Here is a 22,960-nt window from a genome sequence, read left to right as displayed (position 1 = left end):
CAATGACGACACAGCAGGAAGCGAACACGATGAACGAGACTGTCGCAGCGTTGTTGGCACGATCGAACCGTCTCGGGTCCGACCCGAGCAACACCAACTACGCCGGCGGTAACACCTCCGCCAAGGGAACCGACACCGACCCGGTGACCGGTGCCGATGTCGAACTCATGTGGGTGAAGGGATCCGGCGGCGATCTCGGAACGCTGACCGAGTCCGGCCTGGCCGTCCTGCGGCTCGATCGGCTGCGCGCACTGGTCGATGTCTATCCGGGACTGGACCGCGAGGACGAGATGGTCGCGTCGTTCGACTACACCCTGCACGGACGCGGGGGAGCGGCGCCGTCGATCGACACGGCGATGCACGGACTCGTCGACGCAGCACACGTCGACCACCTGCATCCGGACTCCGGCATCGCGATCGCGACCGCCGCGGACGGTCCCGAACTGACCCGAAAGATATTCGGCGACACGGTGGTGTGGGTTCCGTGGCGACGACCCGGATTCCAGCTCGGACTCGACATCGCCGCTATCAAAGCCGAGAACCCGCAGGCGATCGGCTGCATTCTCGGCGGACACGGCATCACCGCATGGGGTGAGACGTCCGAGGAGTCGGAGGCGAACTCGCTCGAGATCATCCGCGCTGCCCAGGCCTACCTTGCCGAACACGGCCGAGCAGAACCGTTCGGCGCCGCGCTCGACGGCTACTCGGCCCTGCCGGAGGCCGAGCGACGCGCCAAGGCAGCAGCCCTGGCCCCGTACATCCGAGGGATGGCATCCACCGACGAACCCAAGGTCGGGCACTTCACCGACTCCGACGTGGTCCTGGACTACCTGGCTGCCGCCGAGCATCCGCGTCTGGCCGCGCTCGGCACCAGCTGCCCCGACCACTTCCTGCGGACCAAGGTGAAGCCCCTCGTTCTGGACCTGCCTGCGGACGCATCGATCGAGCAGTCCGTCGAACGCCTGCAGACACTGCACGAGGCGTACCGCAAGGACTACCAGGCCTACTACGAGCGCTTCGCGACCGAGGACTCACCTGCGATGCGCGGCGCCGATCCGGCCATCGTGTTGATCCCCGGCGTCGGCATGTTCAGTTACGGCGCCACCAAGCAGACCGCCCGGGTGGCAGGCGAGTTCTACGTCAACGCGATCAACGTGATGCGGGGCGCCGAATCGGTGTCCACCTACAGCCCCATCGACGAGTCGGAGAAGTTCGACATCGAGTACTGGGCGCTGGAAGAAGCCAAGCTCGCTCGGATGCCGAAACCCAAGCCGCTCGCGACGCGCATCGCCCTGGTCACCGGCGCGGCGTCGGGCATCGGCAAGGCGATCGCCACACGATTGGCCGCGGAGGGCGCGTGCGTCGTCATCGCCGACCTCGACGCGCAGAAAGCATCCGACGTCGCCGCCGAGATCGGCTCGACGGACGTGGCGATCGGAGTTCGGGCCGACGTCACCGACGAAGCTGCGGTGCAGGCAGCCGTCGACGCGACGGTGCTCGCGTTCGGCGGTATCGACCTGGTGGTCAACAACGCAGGCCTCTCGCTGTCGAAGCCTCTGCTGGAGACGACCGTCGCGGACTGGGATCTGCAGCACGACGTGATGGCTCGCGGATCGTTCCTCGTCTCGCGCGCTGCGGCGGCCGCGCTGATCGCCCAGAAGATGGGCGGCGACATCCTGTACATCTCGTCGAAGAACTCGGTGTTCGCCGGACCGAACAACATCGCCTACTCGGCGACGAAAGCCGATCAGGCACATCAGGTTCGGTTGCTCGCCGCCGAACTCGGCGAACACGGTGTCAAGGTCAACGGCATCAACCCCGACGGGGTGGTGCAGGGATCGGGCATATTCGCCGCCGGCTGGGGAGCGTCCCGCGCTGCGGTCTACGGCGTCGACGAGGCCGACCTCGGCAAGTTCTACGCGCAGCGCACGCTGCTCAAGCGAGAGGTGTTGCCGGAGAACATCGCCAATGCCGCGTTCGCACTGTGCACGTCGGACTTCTCGCACACGACCGGACTGCACGTGCCCGTCGACGCGGGTGTCGCCGCCGCCTTCCTGAGATGAGACGGGCATGAGTACAGCTCAGGTCGCGGCCGTCGACCTCGGTGCGACGAGCGGTCGCGTCGTGGTCGGCACCGTCGGCAGCGATACCGCAGGCAGGGACGTGCTGCGTCTCGACGTCGTCACCCGTTTTCCCAACGAACCCTGCCGGCTCTGGAACGGGTCGCGGGCAGCGCTGCACACCGACGTGCCCGGATTGTTCGGGCACGTTCGGCGTGGTCTCGCCGACGCCGCTCGCGACGCGGACAACCTGGTGAGCGTCGGAGTCGACTCGTGGGCCGTCGATTACGGCCTCATGCGCGGAGGTCGCCTGGTCGGGTTGCCGCACCACTACCGGGACGAACGATCCCAGCGGGGCGTCGAGCTCGTGGAATCCGTCGTCGACCGCGCGGAGTTGTTCGCCCGCAACGGTTTGCAGTTCCTCCCGTTCACCACCGTGTACCAGCTTGCGGTGGACCGGGCCGACGGTCTGCTCGAACCAGCGGACCGCGTGCTACTGGTGCCGGATCTCGTGTCGTACTGGCTCACCGGCCGCGAGGTCGCCGAGCGTACCAACGCGTCGACGACGGGCATTTTCGGTACCGACGGCGTGCTCGACGATGTCCTGCTGGATCTCCTGGGAATCGACAGGTCGCTGTTTCCCGATGTCGTCGACCCGGGCGAGGTTCTCGGGCCCATCCTGCCCGGTGTCGTGGACGGTGATCCGTCGGTGTCGGTCACTGCTGTCGGTTCCCACGACACCGCCTCCGCCGTTGCCGCGGTACCGATGGATCCTGATTCGGCGGTCTACATCTCCTGCGGCACCTGGGGTCTCGTCGGCGCCGAGACCTCCTCGCCGGTGGTGAATTCCCGAGTGCGCGACGCGGGGTTCACCAACGAAGCCGGAGTGGACGGTCGCAACCGGTTGTTGCACAACGTGATGGGTCTGTGGCTGCTGTCGGAATCGGTGCGCGAATGGAGCCGAGCCGACGGCGCGGCGGTGGACCTGCCGGAGATGTTGGCGGCAGCGGCACACTGCCCGGCCCCCACGCATGTCTTCGACGCCGAAGATCCGATGTTCCTTCCTCGCGGCGACATGCCGACACGAATCGCGGCCTGGTACTCCGATCGTGGCCTTGCGGTTCCGTCGTCACGGGTGGAGATGGTTCGGGCGATCGTCGAATCCCTGGCCGTCGCCTTCAGCGCGGCGGTGTACGACGCCGCGGAACTCGCAGGCATCGACGTGCGGCGGATCCACGTCGTCGGCGGCGGAGCACAGAATTCGTTGCTGTGCCGGATTCTCGCCGACAGGTCCGGACTCGACGTACTGGCCGGGCCCGTCGAAGCGACCGCGTTGGGTAACGTGCTGGTACAGGCACGGACCCACGGGTTGATCTCCGGAGATCTGACACGGCTGCGGCACACGGTCGCAACCACCTTCCCTCCCGTTCGTCACGAACCTGCGTCCTCCCGCCGGGCGGCATCCCTTTGAACCACAGCGCTATGACAAACACGACAAAGGATTGACCATGGTCAAGAGGCAAATCCCCAAGGTGCGCGATCTCGCGCCCCTGATGCAGTTCAAGAAGCCGGAGTTGAACGGCAAGAAGCGCAGGCTCGACGCCGCCCTGACCATCGAGGATCTTCGCCGGATCGCCAAGCGTCGAACCCCGACGGCGGCGTTCGACTACACCGACGGCTCGGCGGAGGCCGAACTGTCGATCAGCCGGGCGCGTCAGGCGTTCCAGGACATCGAGTTCTCGCCGTCGATCCTGCGCGACGTGTCCAAGGTGTCGACGGGATGGGACGTGCTCGGCGCACCGGTGGCGCAGCCCTTCGGTATCGCCCCGACGGGCTTCACCCGCATGATGCAGACCGAGGGGGAGATCGCCGGTGCGCATGCGGCAGCTCGCGCGGGCATCCCGTTCTCGTTGTCCACGATGGGAACGACCTCGATCGAGGACGTCCGCGACGCCAACCCGCACGGTCGCAACTGGTTTCAGCTGTACATGTGGAAGGACCGCGAGCGGTCGATGAGCCTCGTCGACCGTGCCGCGAAGGCGGGGTACGACACCCTTCTGGTCACCGTCGACGTTCCTGTGGCGGGAGCGAGGCTGCGAGACAAGCGCAACGGCATGACGATTCCGCCTGCACTGACACCGGGAACCGTGTTGAACGCGCTGCCGCGTCCACAGTGGTGGATCGACTTCCTCACCACCGAACCGCTGTCGTTCGCGTCGATCGACCGTTGGTCCGGCACCGTGGCGGAACTGCTCGACACGATGTTCGACCCGACGGTCACCTTCGAGGACCTGGCGTGGATCAAGGAGCAGTGGCCGGGCAAGCTCGTCGTCAAGGGAATCCAGACGCTCGACGACGCCAAGGCCGTCACCGCACTGGGCGTCGACGGTCTCGTTCTGTCCAACCACGGCGGACGACAACTCGACCGTGCTCCGATTCCGTTCCACCTTCTGCCCGAGGTGGCCCGCGAGGTCGGCAAGGACACCGAGGTCATGATCGACACCGGCATCATGTCCGGCGCCGACATCGTGGCGTCGATCGCCCTCGGAGCCCGATTCACGCTCGTCGGCCGCGCCTACCTGTACGGGCTCATGGCGGGCGGCGAAGCCGGGGTCAACCGTGCCGTGGACATTCTGTCCGAGCAGGTCGAACGCACCATGCGTCTCTTGGGTGTCACCGCGTTGGAGGAACTGGGCCCTGGCCACGTCACTCAGCTCGAGCGGTTGGTCCCGCGCCCACGGTGACCGTGGTCGGCTGGTAAGACTGCAGTCGTGGCGAAGAGCATGAAGCAGGTTGCTGCGGCGGCGGGTGTGTCCGTCGGCACGGTGTCCAACGTGCTCAATGCACCCGACAAGGTTGCGCCCGCGACGGTGAAACGTGTCATGTCCGCGATCGACCGACTCGGATTCGTCCGCAACGACGCTGCCCGGCAGCTGCGTGCCGGCCGGTCTCGATGCGTCGGGCTGGTGGTGCTCGACATCGGCAACCCGTTCTTCACCGAGATCGCACGAGGCGTCGAGTCCAGTGCCACCGACCGAGGGCTCACCGTTCTGCTGGGGTCCACGGACGACGATCCGGAACGTGAGCGTCTCTACCTGGACACGTTCGACGAGCAACGTGTCCACGGCCTGCTGGTGTCTCCGGTCGGGGAGGATCTCGAGCGACTCGAACTCCTCCAGTCCCGAGGCACCCCGGTGGTACTGGTCGACCGCGACGGAACGGGTACGTCGTTCTCGTCCGTCGCGGTGGACGACATCGCCGGAGGCGAACTCGCCGTCCGTCATCTGTGTGAGCAGGGCCGGCGCAGAATCGCCTACGTCGGTGGGCCCACCTCGCTGAGACAGGTCGCGGATCGACTGCGAGGCGCGCGCATGGCCGCGGAGGCGGCGGGCGCCGTCATCGAGGTCGTGCCGACCCGCGAGCCCAGCGTGCTGGCAGGCCGAGCGGCTGCGGCCTCGATCGCCGAGCGCGCCCCGAAAGATCGACCGGATGCCATATTCTGCGCCAACGACCTGCTCGCACTGGGAGTTCTGCAGAGCCTGGTGATGCTGGGCAACTCGGTCGTCCCCGACGACATCGCCGTGATCGGCTACGACGACATCGATTTCGCAGCGTCGGCCGTCGTGTCGCTGTCCTCGATCAGGCAGCCCAGCCGCGACATCGGCAGTGCTGCGGTGGATCTGCTGGAGGAATCGGCACAGGACCACCGCGCCGAACCACGCCACGTGCAGTTCCAGCCGACGCTCACCATCCGCGATTCCACGCACTGAGGAAACTGCACTGAGGAAACTGCACTGAGGAAACTGCACTGAGGAAACTGCGCTGAGGAAAACCTAGCCCGGTTGGTCCGTCTCGTCCGGGTGCTGTTTGAAGGAATGCTCCTCGTGGTCGAGTTCGTGCTCGAGGCTCCGCATCCCGGCGTCGGGGAGGCGCCCGGCGTCACGCCAGCGCACCAGTTCCTCGCGCTGGGCGTCGATGAGGCGACGGCGGACCGTTGTCGCGGCCTGCTGCTCGGGGGAGATGACGGGTGCGTCGTCGTCGGTCTCGTCGAGATGATCGAGCCTGCGGTTGTACCGGTCGATGCGCTCCTCGAGCTCGCGGCGCATGAGCGCGCGGCCGTCGTCGTCGATCTCCTCCTCGTCGGCGATGTGATCGAGTTGCTGCAAGGCCGCTTTCGTCACGCCCACGCGCGCTTCGTTGCGCAACCTCGATTCGGCGGCGGGGTCGGCCCGCACGTTCAGCAGTCGCACGAGAGGGGCGAACGTCGTGCCCTGCGCCACCACGGTCACCAGGACGACCACGAAAGCACAGAACAGCAACAGATTTCGGATCTCGAACGGCTCACCCGATTCCGTCGTCAGCGGTAGCGAGAACACGGCGGCGACGGTGATCACTCCGCGAGTTCCCGCCCAGCTCATCACCACAACCTCGCGTCCCGACAGCCGCGAAGACCGAGAGGAAGACCGGTCGGCCATGCGTGCCGCTGCCTCGGTGCCGAGCAGCCACAGGGGACGGACGAGCAGCACGCCGGCGAGCGTGACCGCGACGGCGCCGACGACGGTGGTGAGCGGGTAGGCCGCAAGCCCCTCGATCACCGTCGGCAATTGTTCGCCGATCAGCAGGAACACGAAACCCTCGAGCAGCAGATCGATCAATCTCCACACGGCGCCCGTCTGCAATCTGCTCGCTCCGGACACGGCGTGGCGAGTGTCGTGGCCGATGAAGAGAGCAGCGACGACGACAGCGAGCACTCCCGACGCGTGCACTTCCTCCGCGGCGACGTAGGCGACGAACGGTGTGGCCAGGGATACGACGTTGAGCAGAAGCGCATCGCCGAGGAACATCTGCACGAATCTGATGACGAGCGCGATCGCGCACCCGACGATGACTCCGCCGACCGCGGCCAGCACGAAGAGTCCGCCCGCGTGCGTGAAGGTCATGTCCTGCGACGCGATCGCGGTGGCCGCGACAGTCAGCATCGTCAGCGCGGTCGCGTCGTTGAGCAGTCCCTCGCCTTCGATCAGCGTGATCAACTTCGGCGGTATGCCGGCTCGCCTGCCGACCGCGAGTGCAGCCACGGGATCGGGCGGTGCGACGGCAGCTCCCAGGGCCATTCCCGCGGCGAGGGTCGCCCCGGGTATCAGCAGCGCCAATCCGACGCCGACGATGGAGGCCGTCACCACGACCAACGCGACGGACAGACTCAGGATCGTCCACACGTTGCGACGGATCGCGACCAGCGACGAGTTCAACGCTGCACTGTAGAGCAGCGGCGGAATCACCAGCGTCAGCACGAGTTCCGGGTCCAATACGATGTCCGGTAGCGACGACGTCGACACCGCAAGACCTGCCACGGTGAGCAACGCTGCGGCAGGGATCGACGACTTCTCGGACACGACCTGCGCCAGCACTATCAGCGCCGTCGCGGCCAACACGAGTCCGAGGATGCTCAGCACGTAGTTGCGCCGCTGGGTGAGTTCACGAGCATGGATTCCACCCCGGCGTGCTCTCAAACCTGCAGGCCGGAGTGTTCAGTCCGGCGGCGTTCGATCCTGCTCCAGAGATTCCTCGAGAATGGCGCGGCTGCGTTCGCGGTGAGTGGTGGCCGGAGACGTCGTGTCCGACCACGTATCGGTTTCGGTCAGAGCCCACTCCGCCCAGTCGGAGATGTGGGTGAAGTGGCCGATCATGAAGCGGTTGGCCAGCGTCATCAGGTGTTGGCGTTCGGGGAACGTCGAGTTGTCGACGTCGTGCAGACGCTCGGCGTGGGCCAGGAACAGTGCACGGGTCTGCCGGGCTTGATCGCGCATCGTGGTGATGTTGTTGCGCAGGTCGGTGAGCGAACCCTGTTCGGCGAACAGCACCCGAATCATGCCTTCGAACTCCATGGCCGACGGCCTGGACGCCGTCGCGAGCCATGATGCGAGGGCGTCGCGGCCTGCGTCGGTGATCGAGTAGACGGTGCGGCTGCGGCCGGTGCCCACAGGATCCGTCGATGCCGAGACGAGGCCCCGTTCGAGCAGCTTCTTCGGCGCGTTGTACAGCTGGCGGTCGGCCCGGGGCCACAGTTCGGCGACTCCACGGCCGAACTGCACCGAGATGTCGTAGGCCGTCCAATCCCGCGTGGCGAGCAATCCGAGGATGACGTACGAGGTTGTGTTCAGATCGCCCTGCGCCACCGATGGTCCTTCCTGCCGAAAGACCGATCGCCGATCGGCGCCGACGTCCCGATCCTAACTATCGGCCCGAGCTGTCATGTGCCTGCCTGTCACTCGCCGGCATCGTCACTGTGCTCCTCGACGGCGTTCGAGGCTTCGGCGGACGGCGCCGCGTACACGAACGGGAACAGTTCTCGGGCGACCTTGGCGGCGGGTGCGCTGCCGTCGACCGCCGGGGCGAGGTTGGCCCAGACTACGAACGTGACGTCGTTCTCCGGGTCGTATCCCATGAAGGAGTTGTATCCCGGCATCTCGCCGATGTGCCCGTACAGCGGACCCATCTGTGCGATTCCGTAGCCGTACGCTGCGGTTCCCGTGTCGTCGCTCGGGGTGATGCTGTTCATCCGGAGCTGCTGGGTGTCGGCGTCGAGCAGCTCGCCCACGGCGAGAGCCTTCACCCACGTGGCCATCTCGTTCGCCGTCGAAATTCCTTGTCCGGCCGACCACGTCCACGACGGGTTGTCGTTCGTCGTCGTTCTCGGCGTGACGGAGCCTGCGTCGATGGCGGCGATACGTTCGGGCGACAGCGATTCCTTTCCTTCGCCCAGGGTTTCGAGGTTTCCGCTGTAGGAGTATCCGGCGGTGTACGGCGCGGGAATGGAGGTGTCGGTGTTCGCCGGGAACGAGGTGTCCGTCAACTCGAGCGCGGAGAACAGTCGATCCTGGTAGATCTGCGCGATCGGCTTTCCGTCCAACTGCTCCGCGATCAGCCCGAGCAGCACGGTGTTGGTGTTGGAGTAGTTGTATTCGGTGCCCGGAGCGGACGTCGGCGGGTTCGAGAGCCCGAGTGCAACCAGTTCCTCTGGTTGCCAGACTCTTTCGGGATCCTCGTCGAGCGCTCGGTTGAGCTCGACGGTCTGGGTGTAGCTGTAGAGACCGCTGCGCATGTCGAGGAGTTGTCCGATGGTGATGTTCTCACCGTTGGGAACATCGGGGCGATACTGGCTCACCGGATCGTCGACGGAGATCTTGCCTTCCTGAACCATCTGCAGGATGACGGTGCCCGTCCACGTCTTGGTGTTGGACCCGACGCGCACCTTGGTGTCGAGCGTAGGTGGCGTCGCGGTACCAGCATCCGTGCTGCCCCAGGTGTTCACGTACTCGCCGTTCGGAGTCCGGATCAACACCACCATGCCGATCTCGCGGTATTCCTTCGCCATCTCGTCCACTACCGCGTCCATCGCCGCAGTGTCGAACGGCACGAGGGCCGAGGACGAATCAGCACTCTCGGACACAGCACTCTCGGACACAGCACTGTCGTTGCCCGACGAACATGCCGCGACGAGCAGTCCTGCAGTGAACAGAATGGTCAGTAGTTTGCCTGAAGTGCGGTGCATCATCTGGGGTCCGTTCGTGTCGTGGGCGTCTACGAAGTCAGGAGCGGGTGAACGTGCCGAGTCCGAGAGGATCGAGATACTCGACGGTGAGTGTGGTCGGCGCTCCGGGGGTGAGGGCGAACTCGGCGCCTGTCGGCCCCGACGCGTTCTCGCCGACGGGTTCGAACCAGTAGGTGTCGCCGTCGTAGTGGGTGAGGGGGTAACTCGACTGCAGTTCCTTGCCGAGTTTCAGCACCAGTTCGTCGCCTTCGGCAGTGACTTCGGCAGCGCCGTAGAACGGGCTTGTGTACGTGCCGACGTAGCTGCTCGGCTCCCGCGCAGGCGTCGTCGACGCGGGCGGATTCTCGTAGTCCGTCTCGGAACGGCCGTGCGCGACCATCTTCTCGAACTGGCCTGCGATGAACGGCGCCCAGTCGACGGTGAGATCACCGTTCTTGGCGTAGTCCATGAACTGTGCCGCAATGGTTTCCGAGACACCGACGGGTGCGGTGTTGGCGAGTACGACGATGCCGAGTTGCTCGCTCGGTAGCATCACGACGTCGGTGCTCGCGCCGAGTCCGAACGCCCCTGCATGACTGACCTCGACGCGGCCCTGACTGTCGGTGCCGACATTGAAGCCGATGCCGTAGAAAGTGTCTCGCGCTCCTGGCGTCTCCGCGGGGTGGGCGAGAGAATGCGCTTGGTGGGTGAACTGCAGGGCTTCGGGCTCGACGACGGTGGTGCCGTCGTACTCCCCGCCCGCGAGTTCCATGCGGATCCACTGGGCCATGTCGTCGACGGAGGACGCTGCACCACCCGCCGGGGCCTGGCCTTCGGGATCGCTGACGTACTTCGCTTCCCACGTTGTCGAACCCGGTTCCGTCGGAACGTGATTGAAGGCACGGTTGGGTGAGTCGACCCATTCTTGCTGGCTCGACGTCGTGTTGGTCATGCCGAGGGGTTCGTAGATCTTCTCCTCGGACAGTTCCGCCCACGTGGTGCCCTGGGATTTGGCTGCTGCCACGCCTGCTGCGGAGAACCCGTAGTTGGTGTAGTCGTAGTTGTCTCGAAACGGTTCCAACGGAACCTGATTCAAGCGAGCGATGATCTCGTCGTAGCTGTAGCCGAGGTCCTCGAGGAGGTCGCCTGCGTGGTCGGGCAGGCCGGAGCGGTGCGACATCAGGTCGGTGAAGCCGGCGTTCTCGGTGACGTACGGATCGGACACCGCGAAACCCGGTTCGAACCGGCGGATCGGCTCGTCCCACTCGAGCTTGCCTTCGCCGACCAGCGAGGCGACCACCGACGACGCAACGGGCTTCGACACCGAGGCAAGCTGGAACATCGTGCTGGTGTCCACCGGGTCCGGTTCGCCGACCTTCCGAACACCGAATCCCTTCGAATACAGCACTTCGTCCTGGTAGACGACCGCGACGGCGATACCGGGAGCGCCCGTTCGTGCCATCATGTCCTCCACGTACCCGTCGAGTTGTCCGACGGCGGCGTCGACGGCTGCCCGGTCGATCGACGCGGGTGGAACCTGCGGAGGAGTCTCGGCGAGTGCGCTCGCGTTCGTCTCCGATCCTGCATTGGAGTCGGCGTTGGAAGCGGAGTCCGTGCCGGCGGTGGAACTACACGCCAGAAGCACGGTCATCCCGAGTGCGAGGACGGTGAGAGCCGACAATCGCGCACGAACGAGGGGAGTGCATGTCCCGACCATCGAGTTGCTCCGTCCGAAGCGTCACGTGTTCTCACGGGGACGGTTCGTGGGCACTGTCCACGAGTCCACGAGCACAGATCGATTTGGCAGGCGCGCCGATCCCGACGATGGACGCTGCGCACTGTGGCGATGACGATACACCCGTGACTGCATGTTGCACTATGTAATTTGCAGTATCGGGCAGATTCCGTGCCGTGCGTGTGGAACCACCACGGTCGTGACTCCACACGCACGGAAGAGAGGTACGGCCCGCGCTACTTCGCGATGAAAGCGAGAATGTCTGCGTCCAAGGCCTTCTGGTAATCGCCGTGGATGCCGTGCGGTGCACCGGGATAGACTTTGAGCGTGCCGTCCTTGACGAGGCCGATGGACTTCAGCGCTGCCGCGGCGATCGGCACGATCTGATCGTCGTCGCCCTGAGCGATGAACACGGGAACGGTCAGAGCCTTCAGGTCCTCGGTGAAGTCGGTCTCGGAGAACGCCTTGACGCAGTCGTACGCCGCGGCGAGGTTCACCAGCATGCCCTGACGCCAGAAGTCGTCCTTCGCTCCCTGCGACACCTGTGCGCCGTCGCGGTTGGCCCCGAAGAACGGCTCGGCGAGATCCTTGTAGAACTGCGACCGGTCGGTCAGGACGCCGTTGCGGATGTCGTCGAGCGCCTCGATCGGGGTGCCCTCCGGATTGGCGTCGGACTTCAGCATGATGGGAGGTACGGCACCCGCCGTGATGACCCGGGCGACGCGGGTTCCGCCGTGCTGCGCTGCGTAGCGGACGACCTCGCCGCCTCCGGTGGAGTGACCGATGAGAGTGAGCTCCTGCAGATCGAGTGCCTCGACGAGTTCGGCGAGGTCGCGAGCATACGTGTCCATGTCGTTGCCGGTGTAGGTCTTCGAGGAACGTCCGTGGCCGCGGCGATCGTGGGCAATGGCGCGGTATCCGGCGTCGGCGAGCAGCTTGAGTTCGAGCTGCCACGCATCCGAGGACAGCGGCCACCCGTGGCTGAGCAGCACCGGCTTACCGGTGCCCTGCTCGGTGTAGTAGATCTCGGTTCCGTCGGTTGTGGTGATGTACGGCATGGTGAGCTCCTCGAATGGAAATGCTGGGCCCCGAAAGGGTGGTACCCAGAACACTCGTCCACGCGCGCGTCGATGTCGTCGCGGCTGGCGTCCACACCGTGTGCCTGATTTCGGCCGGGCGCGATACCGGCTAGCCGGTAGGCGCCGCGATGGTGACCGTGAGAGACGTGCCCGCACCGGGAGGGCTGTGCAGTGCCAGCGTGCCGCCTGCTGCCGCCACCCTGTCGTGCAGACCGATCAGGCCCGATCCGAGGGTGGGGTCGGCGCCGCCCCGACCGTCGTCGGCGACGGTGAGGGTCAGGTCGCCGTCGGTGACGACCGCAGTCACCTGGACATGTGAGGCGCCGGCGTATTTGGCTGTGTTGGTGAGTGATTCGGCGACGACGTAATACGCTGCCACTTCGATGGAGTCGTCCAGGCGGACCGGAATGTCCGTCGTGAGCGATACCGGTACCGGGCTGCGACGAGCAAGCGTCTTGAGTGCAGGCGCCAGTCCGCCGCGCGAGAGGATGGCGGGGTGTATGCCGCGTGAGAGCTCGCGGAGATCGGAGTGTATCTGCGCGAGTGTGTCGACACTGCGGTCCAGGCTCTGTCTCAGCTCGCGCAGATCCTCGGGAACGACGGCCTGTGCTGTTCTCAATTCCATTCCGAGAGAGACGATTCTCTGTTGCGCGCCGTCGTGCAGGTCTCGTTCGATGCTCCGTCGGGCCTGGTCCGCAGCGGCGACGACACGAGCCCGCGACCGGGTGAGCTCTTCTCGCGTCTCGCTGTTGTAGACGGCGGTGGCGAGGAGGTCCGCGAAGTCGGTCAGTCGGTCTTGCAGATCGGGCTCGACCGAGCTCTCGGTGGAGCCGACGACGATCGCACCCCAGATTCTTCCGTCGACGCTGATCGGTACGCCCAGGCCGAGTGCAATTCCTCGGCCCTGGAGACGGTCGACGATATCGCCTGTTGCGGTGGTGAAGTCGATCGTCGCGGGTCGGCCCGTCGCGGCGACCGCGGTGCACACGTTGTGTCCGCCGAGCGTGAGCCTTTCACCGGGAGTGAGCCGATGTCCTTCGGTGGTGTCACGCCCCGCGAGCACCACGTACGTCCCCGGCGTCGAGCTGTCCAACCCCGAACGAGCCTGCACGGGGTCGAAATGCACGGGTTCGAAATGCACGACGGAGACGTGCTCGATGCCGAGACCTCCGGCGAGCTCGGCGGTGACGGCGGCGTAGACCTCGTCCGGCTCGGCCCTGGAGGCGACGAGGGTGGCGACCCGTCGAAGCGACGCTTGTTGTCGCGCCAACGCCGTGGCTCGGCGGTTCTGCCGCGCCGATTCCACTGCACGCAAACGGGACTGCCCGACGAGCGTGTTCGTCAGCAGCGCGAGAGCCAGGAAGACGACGACTGCGGGGACCAGGCTTTCGCTGCTTTCGATGACGTGGATGTACGCGTATGCCGCGGCGCTGGCAATCGAGGTCGCGATCGACAACCGAAATCCCCAACCGGCGGAGACGACCAGCACACCGAACAGGAAGACCGCGCCGAAGGCGTTCTCGGGTGCGATCCGTTTGAGCATCAGAACCACGACGATCTCGACCAGAACGAGCGCCGCGGCGAGGGCGATTCCGCAGGCGACGGGAGGGGAGCTGGGACGCAGCACCAGGGTGACGAGGCGCTCCTTGCGTGCAACGGACGTAGTCATCGGACGTAGCCCGCGGGACGAGTATTCCGGCTAGCGGGCATGTCGGCCGAGGCGGCGTCTGACACCCTGGGTGAAGTGAAGTCCTTCGCCCGCAGCTGCCTCATCGTCGACGACAGCGACGCGTTCTGCCTGTCGGCGCGCCGAATGTTGGAGGCGACAGACGTCACGGTCGTCGGAACTGCGTCGACGCTCGCGCAGGCGGTGGAGATCGTCCTGGGCGCACGCCCGGATCTGGTTCTGGTCGACATCGACCTCGGTGACGAGAGCGGGTTCGACGTGGTGGAAGCAATCGCCGAGGCGGGCGCCGAATCACGGCCGTCGATCATTCTGGTGTCCACGCACGACGAAGACGACTTCGCGGACCTCGTGGAATCGAGCTCGGCCGTCGGGTTCCTGCCGAAGTTCGACCTGTCGGCCGAGTCGATCCGAACGCTGCTCACGACAGTGTGTCGAGATACATGATCACGGCGCGCACGCGTCGGTGGTCGTCCGCGGTCTCGGCCAGATCCAGCTTGGTGAGAATGCTGCGGACGTGCTTCTCGACGGTGCCCTCGGTGATCCACAGGCGACGTCCGATACCGGCGTTGGACAGCCCCTCGGCCATGTGAGTGAGCACGTCACGTTCCCGTGCGGTCAGCGCGCCCAGCGGATCGTCGCGGCGTTTCGCCGCAACCAACTCGTAGACGAGCGCAGGATCGATCACGGACGATCCTGCGGCGACGCGTTCGACGACGCCGACGAAATCGTCGACATCGGTGACGCGACTCTTGAGCAGATACCCGATGCCCTGGGCCGACCCGTTCTTCATGTCGTCGAGCAGTTCCAGCGCATGCTCCACCTCGACGTGAGCGGAGAGCAGAAGCATCGAGACGCCCGGGAATTCGCTGCGAATGCGGAGTGCGGCGTCGAGCCCCTCCGCGGTGTAGGTCGGCGGCATTCTGATGTCGACGATCGCCAACTGCGGACGCTCACGGTCCACCAGTGCGAGCAGTTCCTCGGCGTCGCCTGCCGTGCCGACCACGTCGAGCTCGGCCCGAGTCAGCAGGCTGGACAGCCCCTCCCTCAGCAGTACGTCGTCATCGGCGATCACTACCCGCAGCCCTGCCATCACGCTCCCTCACGCTGGTGTCGAGAGAGCAGTGTGCATCGGCGGTGCGTCCGCCGTCATCAGTCGTTCGACTCTAAAGCTGCGGCGGCGAAGTCCGCCATGGACGGAAACTCGAGACCGTAGCCGACGTCGCCCGTCGGCTCGGGTGTCGCGCCCCACCCCGGTCGTGCGTGTCGACGGTTGATCCACACGGAGTCGAGGCCGTGGCGCGCAGCAGGGACGTGGTCGTGGAACAGGCTCTGCGCGACGTGCAGAAGTCGGGTCCTCGGGATGCCGAGATCCGCGAGCGTGGCGTCGAGAGCGTCGAAGTGCTGGGGTGCCGGCTTGTACGCTCCGACATCCTCCGCGGTGATGATCCGGTCGAATCGAACGCCGAGACGGGCGTTGCTTCCGGCGAATCCGTCGCGGTGAACGTTGGACAGGATGATCAACGAGTATCTCGACGCGAGAGCCGCCAGAGCGTCGTGACTGTCTGCGAACGCGGGCCACTCGGGGACCGAACTGCCCAGGCGCGTCGCCCACGTATCGGAGACCGGAGCCCCGAGAACCTCGCCGGTGCGACGGAACGCGTCGGCGAGGATGTCGGGATACAGCGACCCGGGTGAATCCACCTCGGCCTGCGCCTCGTTCGCGGCGTACGCGAGCAACAGTTCCTCGTCGGACATCGTCAGCCCGACATCCCGCGCCCAGGGCGCGAGAACCGCGGCGATTCCGGTTTCCCAATCGATCAGAGTGCCGTAACAATCGAAACTCAATGCGTCGTACTGGGCAAGATCCACGGACGGTCCTCACTGCTCGGCTCGGCTCAACACCGTAACGCCGGATATCGCGGACCGCACGTGGTGCGAGTTCGACGCCGGGCGTCAGTCCGAGGACTTGCCTTCAGCTGCATCCCCGTCGTTTGCATCCCCGTCGGCGAGATCCGGAGCGAGCTCGCGGGTGGCCATGCCGCCGTTCTTGCCTTCGTCGACGGGACCAGGATGCCCGCCCTTCGGAGAATCCTCGGAGCGGGCATCGGTGTTGCTGTGGTCAGGGGTGTTGCTGTGGTCAGGGGTGTTGGTCATGCCGACTGGAGTAACCGTTGTCCAGCGGCTTCAACCGCCGGGCACGGTACGGGCGCTAGGCGGTCCTCACTTCCTCCGGCTGAACGCGCTCGGCCGGCTGGTCGGCTGCAGGCCTGCGGATGAAGAACGAGGCCGCTACCGCGACGAGGGAGACGACGCCTCCGCACAGGAAGGCGGTGTGGATACCGTCCTGGCTGGCCGCGGTCTCCGCGACTCCGGAGGCAACGCGTGAGGCTGCCGTCGTGGACATGACGGTCACGAACAGTGCCGTACCGGCGGCGCCCGCCAACTGCTGGAGGGTGTTGAAGATCGCGCTGCCGTGCGAGTACAGGTGCTTCGGCAGCGATCCCAGCGACGACGTCATCAGCGGTGTCATGATCGTGGCGAGACCGACCGACAGAACACAGTGGATCGCGACGACCATCGGGAGCGAGGACTCGGCGTCGAGCAGGGTCATCGCCCAGAGAGCAGCGCTGACGATCATCGCCCCGGGAATGACGAGGGGCCGCGGGCCGATTCGGTCGAACGCGCGTCCGACGAACGGCGCGAGCAAGCCCATCGTCAGACCGCCGGGCAGAAGCATGAGTCCGGTGGTCAGCGTGTCGAGTCCGAGGATGTTCTGCAGGTACATCGGCAGCAGGATCAAGGCACCGAACAGGGCCATCATGCTGATCATCAGCATGCCGAGTCCGATGGTGAACGTCGGTGTGGAGAACGGCCGCATGTTGAGCAGGGCACGCTCCGAGTCCTGACGGGCGATCTGTCGCATCACGAAGATCGCCAGCGCAACCACTCCGACGGTCAACGGAATCCACACGGGGATCGACGATCCCTCGGCGGAGTGGCCGATGCTGCTCAGCCCGTAGACGAGTCCACCGAATGCCAGCGCGGACAGTACGACCGACAACCCATCGAAGGATGGCCTGCTGGTCGGCGTCACGTTCTTGACCAGTCCGACGCCGATGCCGAAGGCGATCAACGCGATCGGCAGCACGAGCCAGAACATCCAGCGCCAGTCGAGTGCGTCGAGGATGATGCCGGAGATCGTCGGGCCGACGGCAGGAGCCACGGCGATCACGATGGAGATGACGCCCATCATCTTTCCTCGCTCGTGGGCCGGAACGAGGTTGAGGACGGTGTTCATCAGCAACGGCAGCATGAGGGCGGTGCCGCTGGCCTGGACGATGCGGCCCGCGAGCAACAGTTCGAACCCGGGAGCCGACGCCGCCAGCAGGGTGCCGACGGTGAACAACGTCATCGCGGCGACGAACACCTGACGCAACGTGAAGCGCTGGAACAGGTATCCGGTCGTCGGGATGACGACGGCCATGGTGAGCATGAAGCCGGTGGTCAGCCATTGTGCGGTCGTTGCGGTGATGCTCAGGTCCACCATCAACCGCGGCAGCGCGACACTCATGATCGTCTCGTTGAGGATCATGACGAATGCCGCGACCACCAGGACGCCGATGAGCAGCTTCCCGCCCGGCGGCAGCTGTGAGGCCTCGTTCTTGCTCGGCGAAGTATCCATCGCGTCTGTCTGCATGTTCAGTGATTCCTCGAAGTGTGGCCGACGTTCTTGTTGACAGTGTGCGGCGAACTGACAGTGACTGTCAACTTGGAATGGACTGGTATGTTGAGGCCAACAGAAAGGGTGACGCGGAGATGAACAATGCGGGTGGGGCGCCAGCGCAGTCCGATCACGCGCAGTCCGATCATGCGCAGTCCGATCACGCGCCGCCGGTGCTCGATCTGAGGGAACGACGGCGGCGCGAGACCCGGCTGGACATCAACCTGGCTGCGCTCGACTTGTTCGAGCAGCGGGGAGTGGCCGCGACGACCGTCGACGAGATCGCCAAAGCGGCAGGCGTGTCGCCCAGTACGTTCTTTCGTCATTTCAAGACGAAGGAAGAGTCGATCCTGTCGGTGGATCTCGATCTGGACGCCGAGATCGAGCAGTGGCTCGAGCACACCGACGCACGCGACATCGACCTCGCCGGGATGGAAGCGATCTACGAACGCGCCGCTCTTCGGCTCGTCGGAGCCTCGGAGGAAACCACGAGCCGCGTGCTGCGTGCGCGTCGACTCATCAACGGAGACGCGCAGTTGCGAGCCACTGCGATCGCGATGGATGCGACCGCGCTGTGCCGCCTGTCCGACGCGCTGACGAGCGCCCTGAACGGCACGCGATCACGCACGTTCGCACGGCTGACGGTCGAGAGTGCGGGGATGACGCTTCGGATCGCGTTCGACGAGTGGGCCACACGCGTCGATGCAGGCGAGGACGCCGATCTCGCGGAAATCTATCGAACTACGCGCGGTGAACTGCGACAGGTGATCGGGCAGCAATAGTCTTCTCCACATGATTGCCACACTGCGGAGCCGCATCGTTCGGACGGCTGCGTACCGGCGCCTGTCCACTCGGGCGAGCGGACCGCTGACCCCCACCCGCGCTGCCGCCAGGCTGTCGGCGTACGTCTACGGAAACATCCTCGTGCTGACCGCGGTGGTCGCGGCGTCGCCCGCGAGCATCGACGACGGCGACGCGTTCCTCCTCGTGCTGGCCACCGCATCGACGACGTTCGTTGCCCACGTGTTCGCCGAGATCGTCGCGCGCAGCAACATTCCCGAGTCGGTGCACGGATCGACCGACACCCAGAAGAAGCAGACGGTGATCGACGAGATCCGAGACGCCGTCCCCATCGCGTCGTCCGGCACCGTTCCGGCGGCGATCCTCGCCCTCGCCTGGCTGTGGATCCTGCCGACGTACTGGGCGCAGCTCATCGCCGGTGGGGTCGTGGTGTTCCGCATCGCGACACTGCAGATCGTCGCTCAGCGACTACGCGGCGAACCCCTCACGTTCAAGGTGTTCGTCGCCGGCCTGGTGACCGCGGCTCTGGCCGCCGTCATCGTGTTGCTGAAGGTCTACACCTCGCACTGAACTGTCAGGGCCGGCAGTCTCAGGCCAGGCAGAGTCAGGTCAGGTTCACCCGACCGAGCGGCTCGCCCCCGTCCAGGACTCGCAGAATGTCTTCCGCTGCCGAGCGACTCGCGCTCGCGCGTGCCTGCGCGGTCTGGCCGGCGAGGTGAGAAGTGACCACGACGCTCGGAAGCTCGCGCAGCGCACTGGCGGTCGGCAACGGCTCGACGTCCACCACGTCGAGCCCGGCCCCTGCGATACCGCCCGAGCGCACCGCGTCCGCCACGGCGTCCTCGTCGACCAGGGAACCTCGGGCCGTATTGATCAGCGAAGCAGTGCTTTTCATGATCGACAGTTCGCGAACGCCGATCATGCGCTTGTTCCGGGCCGTCGGCCGCACGTGCAGCGACACGAAATCGGACTCGGCAAGCACCTCGTCGAGACCGCAGTACTGCACCCGCCTCGCGGGGTCGGGGTACGACGTGTGAACCAGTACTCTCATTCCGAAACACGCGGCGAGCTCGGCCAGACGTGACCCGCTCGGCCCGAATCCGATGATCCCCAGCGTCGACCCGCGTAGTTCGACGGTGTCGTGCCGCGGCCAACCTCCGCTCGCCACCCCGGCGAGCGTCTCGCCGACGCGTCGAGCGCACATCGAGACCAGCATGAACGCCATCTCGGCGACGGCGTTGCTGTTGGCCCCCGGTGTGTTGCACACGGCGACCCCACGCCGCGAGGCCGCGTCCACGTCGATGGTGTCGTAACCCACCCCGCTGCGCGCAATGACGGTGAGATCGGGTGCTGCATCGATCATCTCGGCCGTGATCGGTTCTCCCGCCACGAGGGCGGCGTCGGCGACGGAGAGCAGCGAGGCCATCTCACCCGGAGGGCGCGCACCGCGTGCCGGGCTGTGGACGGTGGTGTGCCCACGGCCGCGAAGAAGCCGGTCGACGTCGTCACCCGGTTCGAGATAGTCGGTGGTGATCAGAATCCGTGCCATGCTCAGTGGCCGCTGACGCCGGACGCGAGCAGGGCATCCTTCACCGCGGCGCCGAGGCCGGCGGTGGTACCCGTGCCACCCAGATCCGGTGTGGCGTAGGAGCCGTCGGCCAGAACGGACTCGACGGCACGCAGAACCGCGGCGCCTGCCTCGGGCTCGCCGAGGTGCTCGAGCATCAGCGACGCGCTCCAGATCTGCCCGATCGGATTGGCGACGCCCTGCCCGGCGATGTCGGGTGCGGAACCGTGTACCGGCTCGAACAGGCTCGGGAACATCCTCTCCGGGTTGATGTTCGCGCTGGGTGCGATCCCGATCGTCCCGGTGCAGGCCGGGCCGAGATCGGACAGGATGTCGCCGAACAGGTTGCTGGCGACGACCACGTCGAACCAATCCGGATGCATCACGAAGTTCGCGGTCAGAATGTCGATGTGGTACTTGTCCACTCGGACGTCGTCGTACCCGGCGGCCATCTTCTCGACGCGTTCGTCCCAGTACGGCATGGTGATGGAAATCCCGTTGCTCTTCGTGGCCGAGGTCAGGTGGCGCGCAGGTCGCTGCTGGGCGAGATCGAAGGCGTACTTCAGGATTCGATCGACTCCCGTCCTGGTCATCACGGTTTCCTGGATGACGGTCTCCCGGTCCGTGCCCTCGAACATCGTGCCGCCGATGCTCGAGTACTCACCCTCGGTGTTCTCGCGAACGACATAGAAGTCGATCTCGCCCGGCTCGCGTCCGGCCAGAGGGCTTGTCACGCCCGGCATCGACTTGACCGGCCGGAGGTTGACGTACTGATCGAACGTGCGACGAAACTGCAGGAGGCTGCCCCACAACGACACGTGATCCGGCACCACATCCGGCCACCCGACCGCGCCGAAGAAGATGGCGTCGAAGCGATTCAGTTGATCGAACCAGCCGTCGGGCAACATCTTTCCGTGGGCGGTGTAGTACTCCGCACTCGCGTAGTCGAACTCCTCGATGTCGAGCGTGAAGTCGAACGTCGACGCGGCCGCCTGCAGAACCGCGAGACCCTCGGGAACCACTTCCTTGCCGATTCCGTCTCCGGCGATGACAGCGATTCTGTGCGTGGAACCCATCGAGCGGTCCTCCTGGTGTCGGTCTGTAGGCGTCGGTCTGTAGGTGAACGTTCGGTTCGACAGTAATTCGCAAGAAGCCGCGGAGAAAGGGGGCATCTGGCAAAGTATTCTTTCCTTGGAGGAAAGAAAGGCGTCGAATGCAGAAGGACGATCTCGGATTCTTCGAGGTGGTGGCCAGATCGGCGAGCCTCACCGCTGTGGGGCGCGAGCTGGGGGTGTCCGTCTCCTCGGTCAGCAAACGACTCGCTCAGCTCGAATCCAGGTTGGCGGTCCGCCTGGTCCATCGCAGTACCCGCAGGCTCACGTTGACGCCGGAAGGTGAGCGGTACGCACGCGGTGCCGCGGCCATTTCGGCCGACGTGGCCGAGCTGGAGGAATCGATCAGCGGCCACTACGCGGAGCTGCGGGGTCGACTTCGGGTTCACTCGTCGGTCGGGTTGGGGCGGGCGCACATCGCGCCACTGATGGCGGAGTTCGTGGCGTTGCACCCGAGACTCGAGGTGGACGTGGAACTCTCCGCGACACCTCCGGCGGCATCGATGACGCCGTACGACCTCTCCATCCGGGTTGGTGCGCTGCAGGATTCGAGGTCCACCGCCAAGCGGCTCGCGCGCAGCCGTCGGATCGTGGTCGCCTCGCCCGGGTACGTCGCCGAACACGGATCGCCTCGCACCATCGAGGAGATCCGCCGGCACAACTGCATCGTGCTGCGGCAGGACGCGGGTGACTTCGCGCTGTGGCGATTCGGCGTCGGCGCCGACGAGACGGCGCTGCGGGTCTCCGGGAACATGACGAGCAACGACGGGGACGTCACCACCGCGTGGTGTGTGGAGGGACGCGGTCTGCTGATGCGATCGCTGTGGCACGTCGGTCCGATGCTGCGCGACGGCTCGTTGGTGCAGGTTCTTCCGGACATCGCTACCCCCGACGCGGACATTCATGCCGTCTACTCGGCGGCTCCGCAGGTTCCACGACGGGTGCGCGCGGCCGTCGACCATCTTCGCGAACACCTGCCACCGCGCCTGTCCGCGTGAAACTGCTGACGACGTAGATAATGGACGAATGCGGTCGCGCCAGAAGGTCCTCAACGCAACTCTGCGGTTGATCGAGGACGGTGGATTCGAGGGGGTCAACGTTGCCGCGGTCGCCGGTGCCGCGGGGGTCTCGCGGCAAACCGTCTACAGCATCTTCGGGTCTCGCGAAGAGGTCGTGTCTCAGGCGGTGGCCAGTCTGGTGCTGGAGATTCTGGGCGGCATTCGTGCGAGGCTCGAATCCACCGGCTCCGTGGCGGAGTTCGCGACCGAGATGATCGTGTCGGGACGTGACGCGTTTCGCTCCAATCCCGTGCTCGCGGCGCTTCTGGTGGCGGAGCAGGGAAACCCTGTCTTCGACTACGGGATGATCGCGCGCGCCAAACCTGTTGCGCGGCAGTTCTTCGACTCGCTCGTCGATCGCGGCATGGTCGACGAGCGGCACCTGGACGAGATCGTCGAGATCACCGTGCGCCTCGGCCTGTCGGTGATCGTTTTCGACAGCGATGCGGTGCGTACGGACGAGTCCCTTCGTGAGTTCCTCGGCAGGTGGCTCGAACCCGCGCTCGACCGATTGGCCTGACACCGCGCCCGAGAAAACCTTGACACTTCTTCGCTGGAGTGTCTAGTTTTGGGTCGACGCGGTCCGAAGGGGCTGTCGTTTCCACT

21 protein-coding genes are annotated in these 22,960 nt (G+C 65.7%); 9 read left to right on the top strand and 12 right to left on the bottom strand.

Features of this window, described 5'->3' with window-relative positions:
• The first annotated feature begins 2 nt into the window (after window positions 1–2).
• From CH289_RS04735 to CH289_RS04720, 4 genes are read left to right on the top strand one after another with little or no spacing between them, the layout of a single operon-like run.
• Window positions 3–2,063 carry a bifunctional rhamnulose-1-phosphate aldolase/short-chain dehydrogenase gene (locus CH289_RS04735; protein ID WP_080738095.1) on the top strand — a complete coding sequence of 687 codons (2,061 nt, stop codon included), beginning with the start codon at window positions 3–5 and terminating at the stop codon, window positions 2,061–2,063.
• A 7-nt stretch (window positions 2,064–2,070) separates the two neighbouring features.
• Window positions 2,071–3,531 carry a rhamnulokinase gene (locus CH289_RS04730; protein ID WP_037144943.1) on the top strand — a complete coding sequence of 487 codons (1,461 nt, stop codon included), beginning with the start codon at window positions 2,071–2,073 and terminating at the stop codon, window positions 3,529–3,531.
• Between the two features lie 37 nt (window positions 3,532–3,568).
• The gene (locus CH289_RS04725; RefSeq protein WP_033189226.1) at window positions 3,569–4,804 is read left to right on the top strand and encodes an alpha-hydroxy acid oxidase; all 1,236 of its coding nucleotides are present in this window, start codon (window positions 3,569–3,571) and stop codon (window positions 4,802–4,804) included.
• 39 nt (window positions 4,805–4,843) lie between these two features.
• Window positions 4,844–5,830 carry a LacI family DNA-binding transcriptional regulator gene (locus CH289_RS04720; protein ID WP_179276737.1) on the top strand — a complete coding sequence of 329 codons (987 nt, stop codon included), beginning with the start codon at window positions 4,844–4,846 and terminating at the stop codon, window positions 5,828–5,830.
• 63 nt (window positions 5,831–5,893) lie between these two features.
• Here CH289_RS04720 and CH289_RS04715 read toward each other — a convergent pair whose 3' ends face one another.
• The 6 genes from CH289_RS04715 to CH289_RS04690 all read right to left on the bottom strand — a co-directional run bounded on the left by CH289_RS04715 (window position 5,894) and on the right by CH289_RS04690 (window position 14,077).
• Entirely contained in the window at window positions 5,894–7,573 is a 1,680-nt protein-coding gene (locus CH289_RS04715; protein ID WP_094708687.1) for a Na+/H+ antiporter, read from the bottom strand.
• Between the two features lie 18 nt (window positions 7,574–7,591).
• The gene (locus CH289_RS04710; protein WP_019663728.1) at window positions 7,592–8,239 is read right to left on the bottom strand and encodes a PadR family transcriptional regulator; all 648 of its coding nucleotides are present in this window, start codon (window positions 8,237–8,239) and stop codon (window positions 7,592–7,594) included.
• An 89-nt stretch (window positions 8,240–8,328) separates the two neighbouring features.
• Entirely contained in the window at window positions 8,329–9,615 is a 1,287-nt protein-coding gene (locus CH289_RS04705; protein WP_094727486.1) for a serine hydrolase domain-containing protein, read from the bottom strand.
• A 37-nt stretch (window positions 9,616–9,652) separates the two neighbouring features.
• A complete protein-coding gene (locus CH289_RS04700) occupies window positions 9,653–11,311 on the bottom strand; it encodes a serine hydrolase (protein WP_094727453.1) in 1,659 nt (552 codons plus the stop codon).
• A 254-nt stretch (window positions 11,312–11,565) separates the two neighbouring features.
• Window positions 11,566–12,387 (bottom strand): alpha/beta fold hydrolase, encoded by an 822-nt coding sequence (locus tag CH289_RS04695; protein ID WP_019663725.1) that lies wholly within the window; start codon window positions 12,385–12,387, stop codon window positions 11,566–11,568.
• Window positions 12,388–12,517: 130 nt separating this feature from the next.
• The gene (locus CH289_RS04690; RefSeq protein ID WP_094727452.1) at window positions 12,518–14,077 is read right to left on the bottom strand and encodes a sensor histidine kinase; all 1,560 of its coding nucleotides are present in this window, start codon (window positions 14,075–14,077) and stop codon (window positions 12,518–12,520) included.
• Window positions 14,078–14,152: 75 nt separating this feature from the next.
• Between CH289_RS04690 and CH289_RS04685 the strand changes: the two genes are divergently transcribed.
• The gene (locus CH289_RS04685) at window positions 14,153–14,539 is read left to right on the top strand and encodes a response regulator transcription factor (RefSeq protein WP_230594269.1); all 387 of its coding nucleotides are present in this window, start codon (window positions 14,153–14,155) and stop codon (window positions 14,537–14,539) included.
• Here the strand turns inward: CH289_RS04685 and CH289_RS04680 are convergent.
• The 4 genes from CH289_RS04680 to CH289_RS04665 all read right to left on the bottom strand — a co-directional run bounded on the left by CH289_RS04680 (window position 14,514) and on the right by CH289_RS04665 (window position 17,792).
• On the bottom strand, window positions 14,514–15,185 hold the full coding sequence (locus tag CH289_RS04680) for a response regulator (protein WP_019663722.1): 672 nt from the start codon (window positions 15,183–15,185) through the stop codon (window positions 14,514–14,516). The genes CH289_RS04685 and CH289_RS04680 overlap by 26 nt on opposite strands.
• 59 nt (window positions 15,186–15,244) lie before the next feature.
• A complete protein-coding gene (locus CH289_RS04675; protein WP_033189237.1) occupies window positions 15,245–15,964 on the bottom strand; it encodes a haloacid dehalogenase type II in 720 nt (239 codons plus the stop codon).
• Window positions 15,965–16,048: 84 nt separating this feature from the next.
• Window positions 16,049–16,249: a hypothetical protein gene (locus tag CH289_RS04670; RefSeq protein ID WP_033189238.1), complete on the bottom strand. Its 201-nt coding sequence runs from the start codon at window positions 16,247–16,249 to the stop codon at window positions 16,049–16,051.
• 55 nt (window positions 16,250–16,304) lie between these two features.
• On the bottom strand, window positions 16,305–17,792 hold the full coding sequence (locus tag CH289_RS04665) for an MDR family MFS transporter (protein ID WP_019663719.1): 1,488 nt from the start codon (window positions 17,790–17,792) through the stop codon (window positions 16,305–16,307).
• A 119-nt stretch (window positions 17,793–17,911) separates the two neighbouring features.
• On the opposite strand from CH289_RS04665, the gene CH289_RS04655 reads away from it, so the two are divergent.
• Window positions 17,912–18,598 carry a TetR/AcrR family transcriptional regulator gene (locus tag CH289_RS04655; protein WP_256977029.1) on the top strand — a complete coding sequence of 229 codons (687 nt, stop codon included), beginning with the start codon at window positions 17,912–17,914 and terminating at the stop codon, window positions 18,596–18,598.
• A 10-nt stretch (window positions 18,599–18,608) separates the two neighbouring features.
• Window positions 18,609–19,187: a hypothetical protein gene (locus tag CH289_RS04650; protein WP_094727450.1), complete on the top strand. Its 579-nt coding sequence runs from the start codon at window positions 18,609–18,611 to the stop codon at window positions 19,185–19,187.
• A 34-nt stretch (window positions 19,188–19,221) separates the two neighbouring features.
• Here the strand turns inward: CH289_RS04650 and CH289_RS04645 are convergent, their stop codons facing one another.
• A complete protein-coding gene (locus tag CH289_RS04645) occupies window positions 19,222–20,166 on the bottom strand; it encodes a phosphoglycerate dehydrogenase (protein WP_019663716.1) in 945 nt (314 codons plus the stop codon).
• 2 nt (window positions 20,167–20,168) lie between these two features.
• On the bottom strand, window positions 20,169–21,260 hold the full coding sequence (locus CH289_RS04640) for a tartrate dehydrogenase (RefSeq protein WP_094727449.1): 1,092 nt from the start codon (window positions 21,258–21,260) through the stop codon (window positions 20,169–20,171).
• Between the two features lie 137 nt (window positions 21,261–21,397).
• Here CH289_RS04640 and CH289_RS04635 point away from each other — a divergent pair, with 137 nt between their 5' ends.
• Both CH289_RS04635 and CH289_RS04630 read left to right on the top strand, forming a co-directional pair.
• A complete protein-coding gene (locus CH289_RS04635) occupies window positions 21,398–22,294 on the top strand; it encodes a LysR family transcriptional regulator (protein ID WP_019663714.1) in 897 nt (298 codons plus the stop codon).
• A 28-nt stretch (window positions 22,295–22,322) separates the two neighbouring features.
• Window positions 22,323–22,874 (top strand): TetR/AcrR family transcriptional regulator, encoded by a 552-nt coding sequence (locus tag CH289_RS04630; RefSeq protein ID WP_033189243.1) that lies wholly within the window; start codon window positions 22,323–22,325, stop codon window positions 22,872–22,874.
• Window positions 22,875–22,960 lie beyond the last annotated feature (86 nt).

This window comes from Rhodococcus sp. RS1C4, assembly GCF_002258225.1.
GTDB classification, from domain to species: domain Bacteria; phylum Actinomycetota; class Actinomycetes; order Mycobacteriales; family Mycobacteriaceae; genus Rhodococcoides; species Rhodococcoides fascians_E.
The sequence above is the reverse complement of the archived record's forward strand: the minus strand, read 5'-3'. Positions and strand labels throughout refer to the sequence as shown.

Coding starts and splice junctions, on each gene's coding strand:
- CH289_RS04730 (WP_037144943.1), top strand. CDS start 2,071: ATGAGTACAGCTCAGGTCGCGGCCGTCGACCTCGGTGCGACGAGCGGT.
- CH289_RS04655 (WP_256977029.1), top strand. CDS start 17,912: ATGAACAATGCGGGTGGGGCGCCAGCGCAGTCCGATCACGCGCAGTCC.
- CH289_RS04650 (WP_094727450.1), top strand. CDS start 18,609: ATGATTGCCACACTGCGGAGCCGCATCGTTCGGACGGCTGCGTACCGG.
- CH289_RS04665 (WP_019663719.1), bottom strand. CDS start 17,792: ATGCAGACAGACGCGATGGATACTTCGCCGAGCAAGAACGAGGCCTCA.
- CH289_RS04700 (WP_094727453.1), bottom strand. CDS start 11,311: ATGGTCGGGACATGCACTCCCCTCGTTCGTGCGCGATTGTCGGCTCTC.
- CH289_RS04705 (WP_094727486.1), bottom strand. CDS start 9,615: ATGCACCGCACTTCAGGCAAACTACTGACCATTCTGTTCACTGCAGGA.
- CH289_RS04635 (WP_019663714.1), top strand. CDS start 21,398: ATGCAGAAGGACGATCTCGGATTCTTCGAGGTGGTGGCCAGATCGGCG.
- CH289_RS04720 (WP_179276737.1), top strand. CDS start 4,844: ATGAAGCAGGTTGCTGCGGCGGCGGGTGTGTCCGTCGGCACGGTGTCC.
- CH289_RS04725 (WP_033189226.1), top strand. CDS start 3,569: ATGGTCAAGAGGCAAATCCCCAAGGTGCGCGATCTCGCGCCCCTGATG.
- CH289_RS04645 (WP_019663716.1), bottom strand. CDS start 20,166: ATGGCACGGATTCTGATCACCACCGACTATCTCGAACCGGGTGACGAC.
- CH289_RS04670 (WP_033189238.1), bottom strand. CDS start 16,249: ATGACCAACACCCCTGACCACAGCAACACCCCTGACCACAGCAACACC.
- CH289_RS04690 (WP_094727452.1), bottom strand. CDS start 14,077: ATGACTACGTCCGTTGCACGCAAGGAGCGCCTCGTCACCCTGGTGCTG.
- CH289_RS04630 (WP_033189243.1), top strand. CDS start 22,323: ATGCGGTCGCGCCAGAAGGTCCTCAACGCAACTCTGCGGTTGATCGAG.
- CH289_RS04680 (WP_019663722.1), bottom strand. CDS start 15,185: ATGGCAGGGCTGCGGGTAGTGATCGCCGATGACGACGTACTGCTGAGG.
- CH289_RS04695 (WP_019663725.1), bottom strand. CDS start 12,387: ATGCCGTACATCACCACAACCGACGGAACCGAGATCTACTACACCGAG.
- CH289_RS04735 (WP_080738095.1), top strand. CDS start 3: ATGACGACACAGCAGGAAGCGAACACGATGAACGAGACTGTCGCAGCG.
- CH289_RS04640 (WP_094727449.1), bottom strand. CDS start 21,260: ATGGGTTCCACGCACAGAATCGCTGTCATCGCCGGAGACGGAATCGGC.